The sequence below is a fragment of the Desmonostoc vinosum genome, from assembly GCF_059505385.1.
The window spans coordinates 35566-52930 of sequence record NZ_JCACKM010000036.1; the positions used below are offsets into that span (position 1 = coordinate 35566).

The 17365-nt window shown below is 41.1% G+C and carries 14 protein-coding genes; 7 read left to right on the top strand and 7 right to left on the bottom strand.

The window, feature by feature from the left end:
- Positions 1–76 precede the first annotated feature (76 nt).
- The 3 genes from AC5JMF_RS05780 to AC5JMF_RS05790 form a co-directional block, all read right to left on the bottom strand.
- Positions 77–409: a XisI protein gene (locus AC5JMF_RS05780; RefSeq protein WP_495794748.1), complete on the bottom strand. Its 333-nt coding sequence runs from the start codon at positions 407–409 to the stop codon at positions 77–79.
- On the bottom strand, positions 397–813 hold the full coding sequence (locus AC5JMF_RS05785; RefSeq protein ID WP_495794749.1) for a XisH family protein: 417 nt from the start codon (positions 811–813) through the stop codon (positions 397–399). The genes AC5JMF_RS05780 and AC5JMF_RS05785 overlap by 13 nt, the downstream gene beginning before the upstream one ends.
- Before the next feature lie 149 nt (positions 814–962).
- Complete coding sequence (locus tag AC5JMF_RS05790) at positions 963–3272, bottom strand: filamentous hemagglutinin N-terminal domain-containing protein (RefSeq protein WP_495794750.1); 2310 nt, start codon at positions 3270–3272, stop codon at positions 963–965.
- 738 nt (positions 3273–4010) lie between these two features.
- Between AC5JMF_RS05790 and AC5JMF_RS05795 the strand changes: the two genes are divergently transcribed.
- The 7 genes from AC5JMF_RS05795 to AC5JMF_RS05825 all read left to right on the top strand — a co-directional run bounded on the left by AC5JMF_RS05795 (position 4011) and on the right by AC5JMF_RS05825 (position 11044).
- Entirely contained in the window at positions 4011–4373 is a 363-nt protein-coding gene (locus AC5JMF_RS05795) for a beta/gamma crystallin-related protein (RefSeq protein ID WP_495794751.1), read from the top strand.
- 86 nt (positions 4374–4459) lie between these two features.
- Positions 4460–4819 carry a hypothetical protein gene (locus tag AC5JMF_RS05800; protein WP_495794752.1) on the top strand — a complete coding sequence of 120 codons (360 nt, stop codon included), beginning with the start codon at positions 4460–4462 and terminating at the stop codon, positions 4817–4819.
- Between the two features lie 401 nt (positions 4820–5220).
- Positions 5221–5577 carry a hypothetical protein gene (locus AC5JMF_RS05805; protein ID WP_495794753.1) on the top strand — a complete coding sequence of 119 codons (357 nt, stop codon included), beginning with the start codon at positions 5221–5223 and terminating at the stop codon, positions 5575–5577.
- A 353-nt stretch (positions 5578–5930) separates the two neighbouring features.
- Entirely contained in the window at positions 5931–6302 is a 372-nt protein-coding gene (locus AC5JMF_RS05810; RefSeq protein ID WP_495794754.1) for a hypothetical protein, read from the top strand.
- A 253-nt stretch (positions 6303–6555) separates the two neighbouring features.
- A complete protein-coding gene (locus AC5JMF_RS05815; protein ID WP_495794755.1) occupies positions 6556–6912 on the top strand; it encodes a beta/gamma crystallin family protein in 357 nt (118 codons plus the stop codon).
- A 278-nt stretch (positions 6913–7190) separates the two neighbouring features.
- Positions 7191–9389, top strand: coding sequence for a peptidase domain-containing ABC transporter (locus tag AC5JMF_RS05820; protein WP_495794756.1), 2199 nt, complete (start codon positions 7191–7193; stop codon positions 9387–9389).
- A 152-nt stretch (positions 9390–9541) separates the two neighbouring features.
- A complete protein-coding gene (locus AC5JMF_RS05825; RefSeq protein ID WP_495794757.1) occupies positions 9542–11044 on the top strand; it encodes an HlyD family secretion protein in 1503 nt (500 codons plus the stop codon).
- Positions 11045–11185: 141 nt separating this feature from the next.
- Here AC5JMF_RS05825 and AC5JMF_RS05830 read toward each other — a convergent pair whose 3' ends face one another.
- The 4 genes from AC5JMF_RS05830 to AC5JMF_RS05845 all read right to left on the bottom strand — a co-directional run bounded on the left by AC5JMF_RS05830 (position 11186) and on the right by AC5JMF_RS05845 (position 17227).
- The gene (locus AC5JMF_RS05830; protein WP_495794758.1) at positions 11186–12061 is read right to left on the bottom strand and encodes a hypothetical protein; all 876 of its coding nucleotides are present in this window, start codon (positions 12059–12061) and stop codon (positions 11186–11188) included.
- A gap of 314 nt (positions 12062–12375) precedes the next feature.
- A complete protein-coding gene (locus AC5JMF_RS05835) occupies positions 12376–14805 on the bottom strand; it encodes a CHASE2 domain-containing protein (protein ID WP_495794759.1) in 2430 nt (809 codons plus the stop codon).
- A gap of 52 nt (positions 14806–14857) precedes the next feature.
- Positions 14858–16039, bottom strand: coding sequence for a DUF1822 family protein (locus AC5JMF_RS05840; protein ID WP_495794760.1), 1182 nt, complete (start codon positions 16037–16039; stop codon positions 14858–14860).
- 27 nt (positions 16040–16066) lie between these two features.
- The gene (locus tag AC5JMF_RS05845) at positions 16067–17227 is read right to left on the bottom strand and encodes a sigma-70 family RNA polymerase sigma factor (protein ID WP_495794761.1); all 1161 of its coding nucleotides are present in this window, start codon (positions 17225–17227) and stop codon (positions 16067–16069) included.
- Positions 17228–17365: the final 138 nt, after the last annotated feature.

The window sequence follows — 17365 nt, forward strand, 5'->3', positions numbered from 1 at the left end:
TAGGTATCTGAAAAAATACCCTCAGTCAAAAACGAGACTGGGGTTTTCAGCCTACTTTTTTATAAGCACTCTTCATTCAAGCTATACTGAATCCAGTATATTGCCGCTTATAGGGAGCGATAAGACCTAGAACAATGTCTTCTGTTGGAACCCCCATAAGCACGAGTTCCTCAGCGAGATCTACTTCAGTTAAGTTCTGTTGAATCCAAATCTTGCCATCTTTAATGTCAAAATGGATGATGCACCGATAAATCCGGTCAAGCTGACGCCAGCCTACATTCATCCATTGATAATGATCTCGCTTTGTATCAAATATTAGTTGAACCTCCACATCACTATTAGATGTGTTGTCAGCATATTTTGTAAGTAGACTTTGAACAAATTGCCGATACTGTTCTATTTTTGCCATTGCACAATTACCTTTTCAACGGGATCGTATACAATCAGTAGTACTTGATAACGTCGCATTGCCACCTGGGTAAACTCAAGCTGAAAAAATGTTTTGTATATGTCTAGCGGTACTGCAACATATAGGGTGCGGTTAAGGTGGACTTCTTCTAGCGCCAGCCGATAGCTGAGAAATTGTCCCAGTGCGGAATAAAATTCAGTAATTGCAGACGATCTCAAAAAACTTTTTATCTCAACTGCAATTTTATCATCTTGCTTCTGGGCGGCAATTACTCTTTGAACACCCAAATCGATTTGAAAGTTTACATCTCCAAACTCTACCTTTAGGGGATCATGCGTAATAATCCACTGCTCTTTTTGCAGTGCCTGTTTTACGGCTTCGTGAAAGATATCTTTGGCAGACATTAATAATTCCTTACAATTTGTGATAATACTTATTGATTGCCGCTTGTTGGAGTTCTGCCGGGATAGATAAAAAATAATATAAGAAAGCTCTAATTATCGCAAATCTAACGAGTCGCTTGGTCAGCGCAAATGGATGCATATTTCACGCCTTAGCGAGATGCAGGACAAGAAGCAGGATGTCGAGAACTCACAGGAGTGACATTAGGTGCTTGCACCACAAGTTTTATATTTCCATTGCGATCAACTACCCAACCAGTAGCTTCCACAATCGTTGCCGCAGCAATTTTAGTACTATTTGAGACTGCTGTTGGTTGTGGCGAAATTGTTGTTTTAGCTCTTGTTGCTGGTTTTGGTCTTAATCTCACCCACGCTGAGAGAGTATTTGTATCTTGTAATGGTTCAGTGGGACTCATCGGTAGTCCACCACGTCCTGTTGACACAAAAGAACTCTGAAATTGCCGACTTCCGGGAGTGCAGGTGGTGGAAATTTGCCCAGAGACATCAACGAGATCGGTAGGGAGTTCGATTAAGCCGCTAGTGGGGTCAATATCAGGTGTAGTGATTTCTACATTACCACTCAACCTGCGAATTCGCCCTCGCCCTGTGGCGGTGATATCGCTTGTGTTTCGGGAAGGTACATTCCGGAACTGAATACCAAAGATACCTTTAGTATTGATTCTGACATTCCCGCCCCGAAAGTTATCAGAATTAGCGCTGATGTCGCTATTTTCAAAGCCAACCAGGACATCGGTATTAATATTGATGTTGCCGCCGATAACCCTTGCTCCTCTGGCGTTGGTTGTGATGTTGCTATTGCCAGTCAAGATCAAATCTTGTGAGTTAATGTTAATTGTCGCCTGTTCTCTATCTCGGTCAACTTTGGGGATGCCTGTATTGGCGCTGAGTGAGCCTTTGTTGGTTAAACGGATAGAGCGTGCATTTAATGTCATGTTGCCTGCGGTTCCTGTTTCGGAACTCTGCACGGTTACTCTTGCCCCATCTTGCACTAGCAAGGTATTAGTTTTAACTATCAAATTACCCGCATCTCCTGTTGAGTTTAGCTGTGCAGAAGTAAACAAGCCACTGCCAAACCGACCATTAGCGCTTCTACCAATCAGTTGCACATCTTGAGCATCAACGCTCAAATCTCCCCCCTTGCCCGGACCAAAAGTGCCAGTATTTACTCTTGCCCCTTCTCGCACTAGCAAGGTATTGGTTTTGACTATCAAATCACCTGCATTCCCTGTTGAGTTTGGCCGTGCAGAAGTAAACAAGCCACTGCCAAACAGAACATTAGCGCTTCTACCAATCAGTTGCACATCTTGAGCATCAACGCTCAAATTTCCCCCGTTGCCCGCACCAAAAGTACCAGTATTTACCCGTGCCCCACTCTCAAGCCGCAAGGTTCTAGCATTGATACTGACATCGCCTCCCTGTCCATTTGCTTCTGATAGCACTTGATTAAAAATCTCACTGTTATTGTTAAGGTTTATTGCGACCGTAGCATTAACCGAAATATTTCCTGCCTTACTATTATTAGAACCTAGTCTAGTGTCTATGCCTGCACGCAGGAGACTCCTTCCTGTCATCTCTAAATTCCGGGCATTAACTGTGATACTACCACCATTGCCAGCCAATACATTTACTTGCGCGCGATCGCTAAGGAAAACATCGCTTCTTTCCACACTATTGGGAAAACTCAAACTCAGATTATTATTACCATCCCCATTCAACCCAACTGTACCGACACTAGCTAACCCACCTAACTCGACGAGTCCACCAAAAGCATTCAATCTTCCACCATCCATGTTCACATTGCCGCCTACTAGCAACAAACTTCGACCATCCCGAACACGTAGACCGAATGCATCCTCGCCGCCAGGAGTAAATCCTGCTCGTGCAGTCGAACTATTTTGAATTGGTGCAGCCACAATTTGATTAAATAATAAGGCATTTGGATTTACTGTTAACAACGGTGAGGGTGCTTCTGGATTTGAGGCGCTGAAAAATCCCAGATTGTCAAACCCTATGGCATTCGCTGTTGTGACAACAAACGAACCGCCGATGTTCAACCTGGCATTTTTACCAAAAATAATCCCATTGGGATTCATCAGAAACAGGTTTGCTTTACCCAATGTACGAATCGACCCATCAATGTTTGAAACGCTTGAGCCAGTGACTCGTGTGAAAATGTTTTGAATATCGAGTGCATTATTGAAAAAAGCTGTCTGACCAGTGGGAACAGAAAATTCTCTAAAGCTGTGGAATAGGTTAGCGCCTCTTGTCGTTCCACCCGAGATAATCCTGGTATTATCCTCTAATTTCACGTTGGAATTATTTGGCAGAGTTCCATCTGGCGTAATTTGAGCAACTGAACTAGTTGTATATAAGACTATTGCACTTGCGATCGCAATTCCTAGACCTTGCCACCAATACAAACGTATAGATACTCCAGACATTGCACTCTCCTATTGAAAAGGAAATTTAGCGAGTGAATCTTCAATTAAGTATAGGTATCAGGGTGCTCGACTTATTCACAAGCTTTAGATATCAACACATTTCTCGCTTCTGGTATGACTTGCAAAAAACGAATCGTCATCATCCAAAGCAGGCATTGTTGTCAAGTATAGTGCAGTGGGAATTCGGTTAAAAAATATTCAAGTTAACCGTCATTAAAAGCTCAACACTTATAGTTCAAAGGGGTGTAGGGGAATAGGGATTGCATGGTGGTAGGGAAGCCAGTGCGGTCAGAAGGCCAAGCTAAAAAACTTCTGATTCCCAGCCGTGAATAAAATTATCTCACTGCTACCAATTAAGAATTAGAAGGCCAAGCTAAAAAACTTCTGATTCCCAGCCGTGAATAAAATTATCTCACTGCTACCAATTAAGAATTAGAAGGCCAAGCTAAAAAACTTCTGATTCCCAGCCGTGAATAAAATTATCTCACTGCTACCAATTAAGAATTAGAAGGCCAAGCTAAAAAACTTCTGATTCCCAGCCGTGAATAAAATTATCTCACTGCTACCAATTAAGAATCAGAAGGCCAAGCTAAAAAACGTCTGATTCCTAACAGTGAATAAAATTATCTCACTGCTACCAATTAAGAATCAGAAGGTTAAGCCAAACCAGCGATCGCCTTCAGTTCAAGTTCAAATTTGAAATTTCGGAGAGAAACTTTGAAATTTCGGAGAGAAACAATGTCTAACATCAACAACTACGGAGTAGATATGAACAAGAAAACTTTAACAGAATTGAGCTTCAGCGCAGTGAAAGAACTTAACGATGAGGTTGCTGGTACTTGTAGTGGAGGCAGGGTAAACATATACGAGGGTATTAACTTTCAGGGAAGAGGCATAACGTTTTCTCGCGGTGATGGCAACCTAGTTAATAACAATTTCAACAACGTAACCTCATCTATTATTATTACAGGGAATGAAAGATGGAGGTTTTATAAAAATGCAAACTTTAGAGGTCCATTTATAACTTTGGGACCAGGACGATACCGTACACTTGCTAGAGGAGTAAACAATTCAATTAGTTCTCTCAGACGCTTATCATAGATTTGACTTCTGTGCATCCGTTTTAGGAACTTTGCTTAAAGCTTACCTTCAGTTCAAATCCCAATCTAAAACTCAGGGGAAAAACAATGTCTAACATTAATAACCACGGAGTAGATATGAACAACAAGCAAATCAAAGACCTCTACAGCATCGAAGCTGTGCAAGACCTTTCCCATGAAGCCGCTGCCACTATTAGTGGTGGTGCTTTAGACTTTTCCGACAAGAAGGATGGTAAAGGAGCGCGGCTAGATAATATCCTAAAGGCACGACCCAGTTTAGGTCACTTTAACAATAAAGCATCTTGGTACGAGGTGACGGGTAAAAGAGATTGGATTGTCTACACTGGTGAGAAATTCACAGGTAAATCAAGACGTCTGAAAGCAGGTACAAAAGGTAACTTCACTGGTCCTTTTAACAACGACATCGCGTCTGTCAGACCTGCATAATCAACTCTAGTCTATTTCATACCGTGTACTCGAATCCTTCAAAACTTAAAAGAGAAAATAATGCTCTCACATAAGCTTTTAGCTGAGTAACATTCTTCTCTTGCAGTTCGTAGGGGCGAGTTTATTTTCGCTCCTACTTTTTCATTCAATCAAGATAGCACAAATAAACGTAAACGGTGTTAACAATTATCAGTTATCAGAAGACAAAGTTAAAAACTTCTGATTCGAGGTCGTGAATAAACGAAAATACCGCTACCAATTAAGAATCACAAGGCAAAGCTAAAAACCTCTGATTCGAGGCCGTGAATAAACTTATCTCACTGCTACCAATTAATAATCAGAAGGAAGAAAACAAGCTTACCTTCAGTTCAAACCCCAATTTAAAACTCAGGAGAAAAACAATGTCTAACATCAATAACCACGGAGTCGATATGAACAACAAGCAAATTAAAGACCTTTACAGCATCGAAGCTGTACAAGACCTTTCCCATGAAGCCGCTGCCACTATTAGTGGTGGTAGTGAATTATTCTTAGGGGATAACGATGGGACTGGGATAACGTTCAGAAATGCAAAACGCAGTTTACCCCGCCCCGTAAAGAATAAAGCAACTCACTACGCAGTGGGTAATGGAGATTGGATTGTCTACAGTGGTAAGAATTTCACAGGTCAATCAAGGCGTCTGGAATCACGTACACGAGGTAGCTTTGGGCGTCGTTTGTTCATGGACATCGAGTCTGCCAGACCTGTAAGAAACTGAATCTGTTAAACCTGGATAATCAGCTCTGGTCTATTTCATACCGTGTACTCGAATCCTTCAAAACCTTAAAGAGAAAAGAATGCTCTGACATAAGCTTTTAGCTGAGTAATATTCTTCTCTTGCAGTTTGTAGGGGCGAGGTCATTTTCGCTCCTACTTTTTCACTTTTTCATTCATATCAAGATAGCACAAATAAACGTCAACGGTGTTAACAGTTATCAGAAGGTAAAGCTAAAAAAACTCTGATTCCCAACAGTGAATAAACTTATCTGACTGCTACCAATTAACAATCAGAAGGAAGAAAACAAGCTTACCTTCAGTTCAAACCCCAGTCTAAAACTCAGGGGAAAAACAATGTCTAATATCAATAACCACGAAGTAGATATGAACAACAAGCAAATCAAAGACCTATACAGCATCGAAGCTGTGCAAGAGCTTTCCCATGAAGCCGCTGCCACTATTAGTGGTGGTAACTTAAAATTTTCCGACAAGAAGGGTGGTAAAGGAGCGCGGCGAAATTTTCGTCCAGGCCTTGGTATTAGGACTTTTGGCAGCAGCTTTAACAATAGAGCATCTTGGTACGAGGTGACGGGTAAAAGAGATTGGATTGTCTACACTGGTGTGAATTTCACAGGTCAACTAAGACGTCTGAAAGCAGGTACAAAAGGTAACTTGACTGGTCCTTTTAACAACAACATCGCGTCTGCCTCGCTCGTGCCTGGGTAATTATCCAAGGCTTTCAAGAGCTATGAATAATACCATTTCCATTGCTGATAATCGTAGCAGTGAATAAACCCAACTACTGCTACCAATTAAGAATCAGAAGGCAAAGCTAAAAAACCTCTGATTCCTAGCCGTGAATAATCCCATCTCACTGCTACCAATTAAGAATTAGAGTCAAGCCAAACCAGCGATTGCCTTCAGTTCAAGTTCAAATTTGAAATTTCGGAGAGAAACTTTGAAATTTCGGAGAGAAACAATGTCTAACATCAATAACCACGGAGTAGATATGAACAACAAGCAAATCAAAGACCTCTACAGCATCGAAGCTGTGCAAGACCTTTCCCATGAAGCCGCTGCCACTATTAGTGGTGGTGTCTTAACCTTTTCCAACTTGAAGGATGGTGAAGGAATACGGGAAGATTTCAGAGGCCGACAAAGGAGTTTAGGCAGATTTAACAATATATCATCTTGGTACGAGGTGACGGGTAAAAGAGATTGGATTGTCTACACTGGTGTGAATTTCACAGGTCAATCAAGACGTCTGAGAGCAGGTACAAAAGGTAACTTTACTGGTCCTTTTAACGACAACATCGCGTCTGCCAAACTTGCATAATCAGCTTTGGTCTATTTCATACCGTGTACTCGAATCCTTCAAAACCTCAAAAAGAAAAGAATGCTCTGACATCAGCTTTTAGCTGAGTAATATTCTTCTCTTGCAGTTCGTAGGGGCGAGGTCATTTTCGCTCCTACTTTTCTATTCATATCAAGATAGCACAAATATATCAGTTATCAGTTATCAGTTACCAGTTATCAGGTAGGAAACGGACTTGTTCACTCCTTGTTCGCTGCGGCTGGTACTGTTCACTGCGGCTGGGAGCGATTTTTTAAACAATGAAATACCACAGTATATTGCAACACAGTGAAGAAGATTGTGGTGCAGCAAGCCTAGCCACGATCGCCAAACATTACGGACGCACCTTTGCCCTCAATCGCGTGCGAGAAGCAGTGGGTACGGGAGAGCGAGGAACTACACTATTAGGTTTAAGGCGGGGAGCAGAAACGTTAGGATTCCATGCCCGTCAAGTTCAAGCTACTCCAGAACTGCTTGAGAAATTAAATGAAATCCCAATGCCCGCGATCGCTCACTGGAAAGGCTACCACTGGGTAGTATTATACGGGAAAAAGGGGAAAAAATATGTGATCTCTGACCCTGCCTTCGGCATTTTATACCTCACCTCCCAGGAATTAATCGCGGGTTGGAGTGATGGTGTGATGCTGCTGCTGATGCCAGACGATAGCCGCTTCTATGAACAACCAGAAGATAAAATTGGCGGTTTTGGGCGCTTTATTGCCCGCGTTATGCCTTATCGCAATCTTTTGGCTCAGGCGATCGCTATCAACTTTGTGATCGGGCTGTTGTCCCTGGCTTCCCCTTTAATGATGCAACTCCTCACCGATGACGTGCTAGTGCGGGGAGATACCCAACTGCTAACAACAGTGGCAATTGGTGTGATTGCCATGAACCTAATTCAAAGTGCCATTGGTTTAGTACAATCTCATCTGATTGGTCATTTTGGTCAACGGTTGCAATATGGACTAATTCTAGAATACGGCCGAAAACTGTTGCGCTTACCCCTATCATATTTTGAAGCACGACGCAGTGGGGAAGTCGTTAGCCGGATTGCTGATGTTCATACCATCAATAATTTAGTTTCACAAATTGTCCTTGGTTTACCCAGTCAATTTTTTGTGGCTCTGGTTTCCTTGGGTTTCATGCTTTTCTACAGTTGGCAACTGACTCTAGCTTCCGTCGCCGCTTTTGCGATCGTCACTTTTGTCAACCTGCTTTTTCTTCCCGCATTGCGCCAGAAAACCCGTAGCCTCATCGTTAAAGGTACAGAAAATCAAGGCTTTTTAGTCGAAACCTTTCGCGGGGTTCAAGTCCTCAAAACCACCCAAGCGACTCCGCAAGCTTGGCAAGAATATCAGACAAATTTTGGTCGCCTTGCTAACTTAGACTGGACTACGATGAAGTTGGAGCTTTACAGCGGCACAGCCACTAGTATTCTTTCCAAATTGACGAGTATTAGCATACTCTGGTTAGGTTCTAGCTTGGTGATTAATCAGACATTATCCATCGGTCAACTGCTGGCGTACAGTGGTATGAGTGGTAGCTTTCTTGACTTTTTAGAGTCAGCAGTCGGGCTAATTGATGAATTTATCACTGCTCAAATTGTTGTTCAACGCTTGACAGAAGTGATAGATTCTACTCCAGAAGATGAAAATGACTTTAAAAAACCTTGGGCAGAAATTCCTGGCAATGCAGATATTAGTTGTTCTCAAATTAACTTTCACCATCCTGGTAGAACTGACCTGTTAGAAAATTTTTCTTTAACTATTCCTGGTGGTAAAGTAATAGCCTTAATCGGTCAATCTGGCTGTGGTAAAAGCTCCCTTGGCAAATTAATTACTGGTTTATATCACGTTCAATCTGGTAATATCCGTTATGGCATATATAACCAGCAAGATTTATCTTTAGAATGTTTGCGGCAGCAAGTCGTATTAGTTCCCCAAGAACCTCATTTTTGGAGTCGTTCGATTGTGGAAAATTTTCACTTCAGTTATCCCAACATTAGTTTTGAGGAGATAGTTAAAGCTTGTCAAATTGCTGGTGCAGATGAATTTATTAGTAAATTACCCGATAAATATCAAACTGTTTTAGGCGAATTTGGTGCAAATATTTCTGGCGGACAAAGGCAGAGATTAGCTATAGCTAGAGCAATTGTGATTGACCCGCCTGTATTAATTCTAGATGAATCTACAGGCGCTCTTGATCCAGTGAGTGAAACCCAAATTTTGGATAGATTACTTAATCACCGTCAAGGTAAAACCACAATTACGATCAGCCATCGTCCTCAAGTTATCAAACGGGCTGATTGGATTGTATTGCTTGAAGATGGACGTTTAAAAATTCAAGGAACTCCAGAAGAATTACGTCATATCTCTGGAGAGCATTTAAGCTTTCTTGATGAGATTTATTCTTCTAATAATGGTAATGGATTGAAATCTTCTTTACTTTTTCGGAATTAGTTAATGTTTCTTAGACATTTTAGAGATATTTACAGCAATCCTAAATTGTTTGTGAACACTAAATATTTCTCTGAACTCTCTTCTCTGCGCCTCTGCATCTCTGCGTGAATTAAATCTATGTTCACGACCTAAATAGGATAACTGTATAACTTATGATTAGTAAGTCTCAAACAAATTTTTTACCCTTAGTTAAAGACAACGAGTTTCTCCCGCCAATTAGTCGCTGGACTACATTTGGCGGACTATTTATTGTGTTTGCCTTGGCGTTAGCTGTTCCTGTGGCTGCGGTTGCTAAATATAAAGTTACGGTCAAAGGGCAAGCAGTTGTCCGTCCTGCGGGTGAATTGCCAATTGTGCAGGCGGCGATAGAAGGACAGGTAATGCAGATTTACGTCAAAGGAAATCAAACACTGCGAAAAGGAGATACTATTGCTACTATTGATGACTCTCGATTGCAAACCAAAAAAAACCAGCTACAAACTAATATTCAACAAGCTAGTTTACAACTAATTCAAACCGTTCTCCAAATTAATGCAATCGAGAGTCAAATTCGAGCCGAAAGCGATCGCACCAATCGGACTATCGCCTCTGCTAAAGCTGAATTGCAGGGACGCGATCGCGATCATCAAGACAAAAAAATTACCAGTATCACTGAACTTCAAGAAGCATCAGCTAATGTCAAAATGGCCCAAGAAGAATTATATGCAGGGCAAGCACAGTTACAATCAGCATTAGCTAATCTCCACGCAACTGAGGCGGCTTTAGGAGCAGCAACATCAAAGCAGAGCCGATATGAAAGTGTTGCTAAACAAGGGGCATTATCCCGCGACCAACTAGAAGAAGTACAGCTGGCTGTCAAACAGCAACAACAAGCTGTACAGGCGCAAAAAGCCACTTATAAAGCCCAAGAAAAAACAAATAAACGGCTAAAACAAGCTGTTTTAGGGGCTATTGCTAAACGCGATCGCGCTCAAGCAGCTCTCAACCCAAGCAATGCAGAGGTAGCAATAGCGACTGAACGCATTGCTCAAGAAAAAGCCTCTGGGGAAGTGAATAAAGCATCGTTAGAAAGAGAACTTCAAGCACTTATAAAACAGAAAATTGAAACAGAAAAACAATTAGAGCGCGATACTAACGAATTCAAGCAAGCTGAAATTGACCTGAAGCAAACTACTATTACCGCTACAGCAGACGGGATTATTTCCAAGCTAAATTTGAGAAACCCCGGTCAAACTCTCCGGGCTGGAGAGGAAGTTGTCCAAATTGTTCCTAGTCATGCACCTTTAGTTATCAAAGCAGCTGTCGGTTCTGAGGAAAAAGGTAAGATAAAAGTCGGTCAAAAAGTGCAAATGCGAGTAACAGCTTGTCCTTATCCTGATTACGGTACTCTCAATGGCGTTGTCAAAGCGATTTCCCCTGATGCTGTTAGTGTGCAAAAAAACGATCCAGATGCTAATACGAACTCTACCCCAAAAGCAACTGCTGTAGGTGCTTTTTACGAAGTCACAATTGAACCAGAGAAACTTGCTTTAGGTCGCAGTACAAAGAAATGTCAAATTCAATTGGGTATGGATGGCAGAGTTGATATTATTACCCGCGAAGAAACTGTACTGCAATTTGTACTCCGCAAAGCAAAATTAATGACGGATTTTTGAGACCCAGCAGTTCCAGATAGTGAATAAACCAAAGTCATTGCTACCAATTTAGTTGAGGTTATGCACTAGCAACATATAAACTCTCCTATTATTGTTATGTCTTTAGTTATGGCATCTCATGAAATTTAACTCTCATGATTGCTACATCGAATCAAACATATCAGTAAGATTTTCAAGAAATCCTTTAGCGACTTCTTCCCCTATTTTTTCTCCTATCGCATTGAATGTTTCTTGGTTTCTATCTTTTTTTGCAATTCGTTCTTTCAGTTCCCTCTCCTCTTCTGCAATCAGTTTTTGCAGTTCCCTCTCCTCTTCTGCAATCAGTTTTTGCAGTTCCCTCTCCTCTTCTGCAATCAGTTTTTGCAGTTCCCTCTCATTTTCTGCAATCAGTTTTTGCAGTTCCCTCTCATTTTCTGCAATCCGTTCTTGTCGTTCCCTCTCCTCTTTTGCAATCCGTTCTTGTTGTTCCCTGTCCTCTCTTTTATGTTTCAAAAATTCTTTGATTACAAACCACATAAAAATTAAAATTAAGCAAGTTACAGGGATTATTGGTTGAGAATTAAGCGAATTAAATAGATTACCTAAAAATCCAATTACGGCTTTGCTTGCATCTCCTAACCAGTAAAAAACTGTGACAATCCCATTCCATAACCAACCCAATAGATTACCTAAAAATCCAATTACGGCTTTGCTTGCATCTCCTAACCAGTAAAAAACTGTGACAATCCCATTCCATAACCAACCCAATAGATTACCTAAAAATCCAATTACAGCTTTACTTGCATCTCCTAACCAGTAAAAAGCTGTGATAATCCCATTCCATAACCAACCCAATAGATTACCTAAAAATCCAATTACAGCTTTACTTGCATCTCCTAACCAGTAAAAAGCTGTGACAAGCCTATTCCATAACCAGCCAAATATATTACCAAATACTACCGCTAGACTAGATGTACTAGAAATCGTATCTGTATAACGCCCTAGATTGCCTTTAATATTTGCTAAGTAATCTAACATAGGCTTGAATAAATCTTCACTTAAGTAGAATACTATTACCTACACAATGAAGAAGCAATATTCCATAATATTTGTTTATTTGCGTCATAATCTACATTTGGCGAAATCTTAGAGGTTGTTTGAACAGTCTAAATTAATACAAGCCACGGCGATTAGAAAGTCTCGCGCCTTGTCGATGAAGCGTACTGCGGACAACCCTGACCGAGGAGTATGGAACGGTTGAGGCTGTCCGCTCTCAAGCAGCCTGTGAACCTGCTTGAGGGCGGCAAAGTGCGGGGTGTGCGATGTCCAAAACGAATAACTCTCGAACTTTCCTATTTTGGCGGATTTTGCACACTCACTTCAGAGGATGTAGGAAATTTCTGACTGCGTTGAACAAACAACACAACAACACCGCTTGCAACTACAGCAAAGGCAGAGGGAATAAATGGTAACCATAGCCCTTGTTTTAAAAGGATGATGCTCCCAAAAGGAGTTGCCCAAAGGGCGATCGCACAAGTTCCATATAAAATGATAGCGATCGCAAACATGGCGCATCCCTGATTAAGTAGCGAATGACGCACGCGCCAAACAATCAGACCAGACACGCTCGACCATCCCCATATCCACAGAATATCTCCCCAGAAAGGCAAAACCCCAAGAATTGGACGTTTGTCTAAAACTGCACTCAAAATTTGGCTGATCATTTGCGCTTGTATAAATATGCCTGGTATTTCCTGGTATGGTTGCTGTGCAGCAGAGTAGGGAGTTGACCAAGTATCGCTGATAGTGTTAGCTGTCACTCCGATGATAACTACCCGATCTTTGAGCGAATCAAAGTTAACTTTATCGCTCAATACATCTGCCAAAGAAACTCTTTGGTAATCTGCATTACGGTAGTTGACAAGTATTTGAAATCCGCCTAAATCAACTTTTTGTTGATAGCCACCACTCCGACCAGGCTTTAAGCGTTTAAATACTTTAGAACCAAATTGTACATAATCTTCATTCAAATCGGGTTGAATATTTTCGTAAGATAAATAACGAGCAGCTAATTGCAACGAAAGAGAGTAAGGCGTTGTACAAGCAGAGGAAGGCTCTTGTGCCATCATCATAATTTGGCGACGCACGGTACCATCTAAGTCTTGAATTGCATCAGTAAAACCCTGACGTTCTACAGGGACTTCAAGAGGTGGTTTAACACCTTCGGGGTCGTATTTACGATCTCTGCCTTTACAGACAACTACCACATTTTCTTTGCTCATTTCAGTAGCAAGTTGTATCGGCTTTGATTCATTTGGGGAATCGGCAAAATCTCTATAAATATCCAGTCCAATGACTCGCGGTTGATACTTTTGTAATTTGTTGAGTAATTGAGCTAACGTACTATCCGAAATAGATTTCACTCCCTTTGTCGTCTCTTGTCGGGATTGAATATCTTTTTCAGTAACTTCAACAACGAGCAATCTTAGGTCTAAATCTTCCTTTGGGCGCAGGAGTAGCATTTGGTCAAAAGTTTGCAGTTCAGCATTCTCAAAAACTCCCAAGTATCTCAAACCTATCGTTGAAAGAGTCACAATAGCAGTACTCAGCAGTATAGTCCAAAGTTTAAATTTTCTCGCTGTGCTTTGGGTCTTTGCGGTTGAAATTTTGCTGCAAGTCTCGGTGTCACCACAACGACTGTGCAGTTCTTGCCAAGTTATCGGAACAGTTGTGGGATTTTGGCAGATAACTGGCAACCAACTAGCACAAGGGAAGTTATTCTCCAACCCCTGAAGTCTTTCCCGCGCTTCTCGCACAGCCAGATAAAATGGCTTATTAAGAGCAAAAGCAACAAGAAAGTTTTTCAAAAACTCCTGTGCGACTAAATCTGATACCTCTTCCCGCATCACAATCATTTGGGGAATGTTCAAATCAGCCAAATTTCGTGCCAAACCAATGCCATCACAGGAGTTGAAAATTGCCAGTTTTAAACCGCGTGTAATTGCTGTCTTAAGTGCATTCTTAAATTGAGAAATTGTTAAACTCTCTGTTTGATTGATATAAATTTCCCCTATTTCCCCATCTGCAATACTAGCGCTATGTCCGGCAAAAAATAGAATATCCCAATTCTGATTCCACAATTGCTCATCAAGTTCTTTTCGTGTAGGTTCGACAAGAAACGTAGTTTGAGCATCTGTTAAACCTTGCAACCAAGAACGGTCTTTATCAATATCAATACCCAAACTGTTACCGAGAATTGCTAGAATCTTGACTTGATCTGTGTTAGATTTTTGCACAACTTGAGGAGATGCATACTCATGATTGCTCAAAGCTAATTCTGCTTTTGGGTAATCCTCAAAAAAATCCCACAGATGCCAAGGTAACCGATGCAGTAAAGCTATATTTGTTTCAAAAATAACTCTAATTTCATCATCTCGACTGAGTAGAGTTCTTAACTGTCGTTCAATATTTTGGAATGATTCAGATTTTAACCAAGCATTGATATGTGTTTGTAACTGATGACATACTTCGTCGAAATCATTCACAGAAATATTGGTAATATCTTGTGAATGCACTTTTATACGTTGACTACTGCCTAAACGTAGATAAACAGCTTCGTAGAGTAACTTCCATCTTCTGTAGAGTTCGGAAAGTTCTGGTATTGCTGGCAGACTCCCTGTTATTTTAAATAATTGGTTATTGTGCCAAAGTTGAGCCGTGACAACAGGAAATCCTTGATTTAAGTCTCCTCCTAACAAGCTGAAGATGACTAGCTGACTCATTTGCTTTTTGTTGTTTGTCCTTATTTAATGACCAATGACTAATGACTAATGACTAAATCACGAAATTTTCTGTTATCTGGTAACTATCAAAAGTAATTTGGATGCTAAAATATTCTCCTATTTCTCCATCAAAGCGTTTTAATTGTATGTAGTTATCTTGTTCTCTTGCTTGCACTTCCTGAATGATTTCTTCTGACTCTAAAAGCAGAGCTAACTTGATATTAATAGGTAGATATTCTCCATTGGCAGGATGTAGTTGCACGCGAATACTAACTTGTTGGCTATCTTCTGGTATGAAGGCAACTAATAGCACCACTTTTTGAGACTCTATTTCCATTCCCAAATCAATCAGCTTGGCTCGTTTGATACTACCAACACTTAACCCAGAGCTACTCCTGAAATTAAAAGCTAGACTGTTGGAATTGAGGGGCAAAAATGTTTCTACTGCTTCCCAAGCATTATCGTGTATACCTTCTAGCCAACGACTCAAATTCACTCGCACTTGCGATGATTGTGGGTGCTGCCGTTGTTGGTACAAGCGCTGCCGCCACTGCTCATTTTCTAGTAGCGCTCCCCAAGTTATAAATGGTACTGCCAATCTAGAGAAATGAAAAGAGGCATTGCCTAACCGTTGCACAAGATTTTCTGCTTGCTCGGTGGATAATTGTGGTAAAGGAGCTATAGCCGCTTTCATCTCTTCTCCTCTGCAAAATTGGTAGCTCAAAGAGAAAGCATTGAGGTCTTTTGTCAAATGCCGTGCATCTATACAATAAGTCCTATCCACTGAGTCATAGTCAGCCAGAGATTTTAGTTCTTTATGGGTTGTGTAACCCCAAATTCGTACCCACTCGCCATCCGGTTTGACTTGCACTGCTAAATAGTAGTCTGCTGCCCAACTAGGAATATCTACCCATTCTTGAGGTACTTCTAAGTCGCTATCATCAATTGCTTCACTGGGGATCAACACAACTCGCCTCCCCTCTAGCAAAATTGCTGTGCCATTGACAAATTCCCAAAAAGCTGGAGTACCAGGGAAACTGTACCAAACACTCGCTCTGGGAAAATCTTCAGTTGAGATCCAATCCAAGAAAGCATGGAGACAAATTTGATTTATGTAAGCGCACCAGCGACTACTAGGTTGAGCATAAACCTGGCTTTGCTGCCAGGATTGCGCCTGAATAGTTGGTGATATTTCTAACAACCATTCTCTGGAATCTGCAAACGCGCAAGTCATTTTTACTACCTTGTGAAAATTACGGTTTTATGTTGTACCACCATGCTGGTTTGTCAACCATTCTTCCAAAGCAAGACTCATATCTTTAATTTGGTTGGAATTAACAGAAATATTCAAATCCTGGCTCCACTTAATTAGTGCTGCAAGTATTGATTCTCTACCTTTAACCAGTTTGCGAGACACCGTAGGCTGACTCATCTGCAACTGTTGCATAATCTGCTGCTGAGTCAGTCCCTGTTCGTAGTAAAGCTTAAGTACTTCTTGGGATTGTACATCTAGGCTCTGTAAAGCTTCTAACAATACACCAGACATCTGAGATATTTGGTTTTGTCGATTTTGGATATCCTCTTCGGCTATCATATCAGCCATTGGTGAGTCAGAGGATGGGTCTAGCAAATCAAATGTTATTGTCGTGTCATCATTTTGCTTGAAAGCATTTAGAGATTTCACAGATGGAAATAGATAAGCACGCACATAGAGAGCTGTTTGCGTTAACCACCCCTCAATTGTCTGGGCGTTGCGCTGCTCAGTCGGTTGAGTGATTTGGCTTTGGCGTTGGTGGTTGTAGAGGTTGGCAATAGCTTCCCAAAGTTGGCGATTCGGTTCTGGTAACTGACTGGCACCTCCTAGTTGGTTTTGGGTGTACAGTTCCTTGAAACAAGTCCAAGCTAAACGATATTGAGCAACTGCGCTTTGTGATAATCCAGCTTCACTAAGAGCTTCATTAAGCAGCTTTTTGCTCACTTTGCGTAACAAGGCCCAATTGCTGCAAATGTCAGCTTCCTTGCGTTGACGTAAAATATCTCTCAGCCGACTGGGCATTGCCATGATGGCGTAAGCTTTTAAGCTAGAAGATTTTTCTGGGTTGAAATCTTTAAGAATTGTTTCGGCTTCTGCGATCGCCATTTGAAAGTAATCAGCGAGCAGGTATTGGCTGAGAGTAAATTTAGCAACTGATTTTGCAGCAACCCAGTAACATGGTTCTTGTAAATAAGCTAATAAATGCATTCTGGCAAGGTTATTCAACCCAGAGCGCCATTGTTTGTGCCAGTATAGCGCCCAAAAGTTCTCTGATTTAGGTGCTGATGACGAACGCTGCAAGTGATTTTGGATATTTCTATACAGTTTGGGATCAGTCAACCATTTGCTGAATCTGCCTCTTTCCAACTGCATGAATGTTGAAAACATAACCGTAATTTCTTGGCGAAGACGCATAAGCAATTTCAAATATTAAATATTTATAGGACTTACGCATTGACAAAATTTTTATCTACAGCAGATTGCAGGTTTATGAAGTACAGTAGCAACAGTCTGTAAACCAGTTTT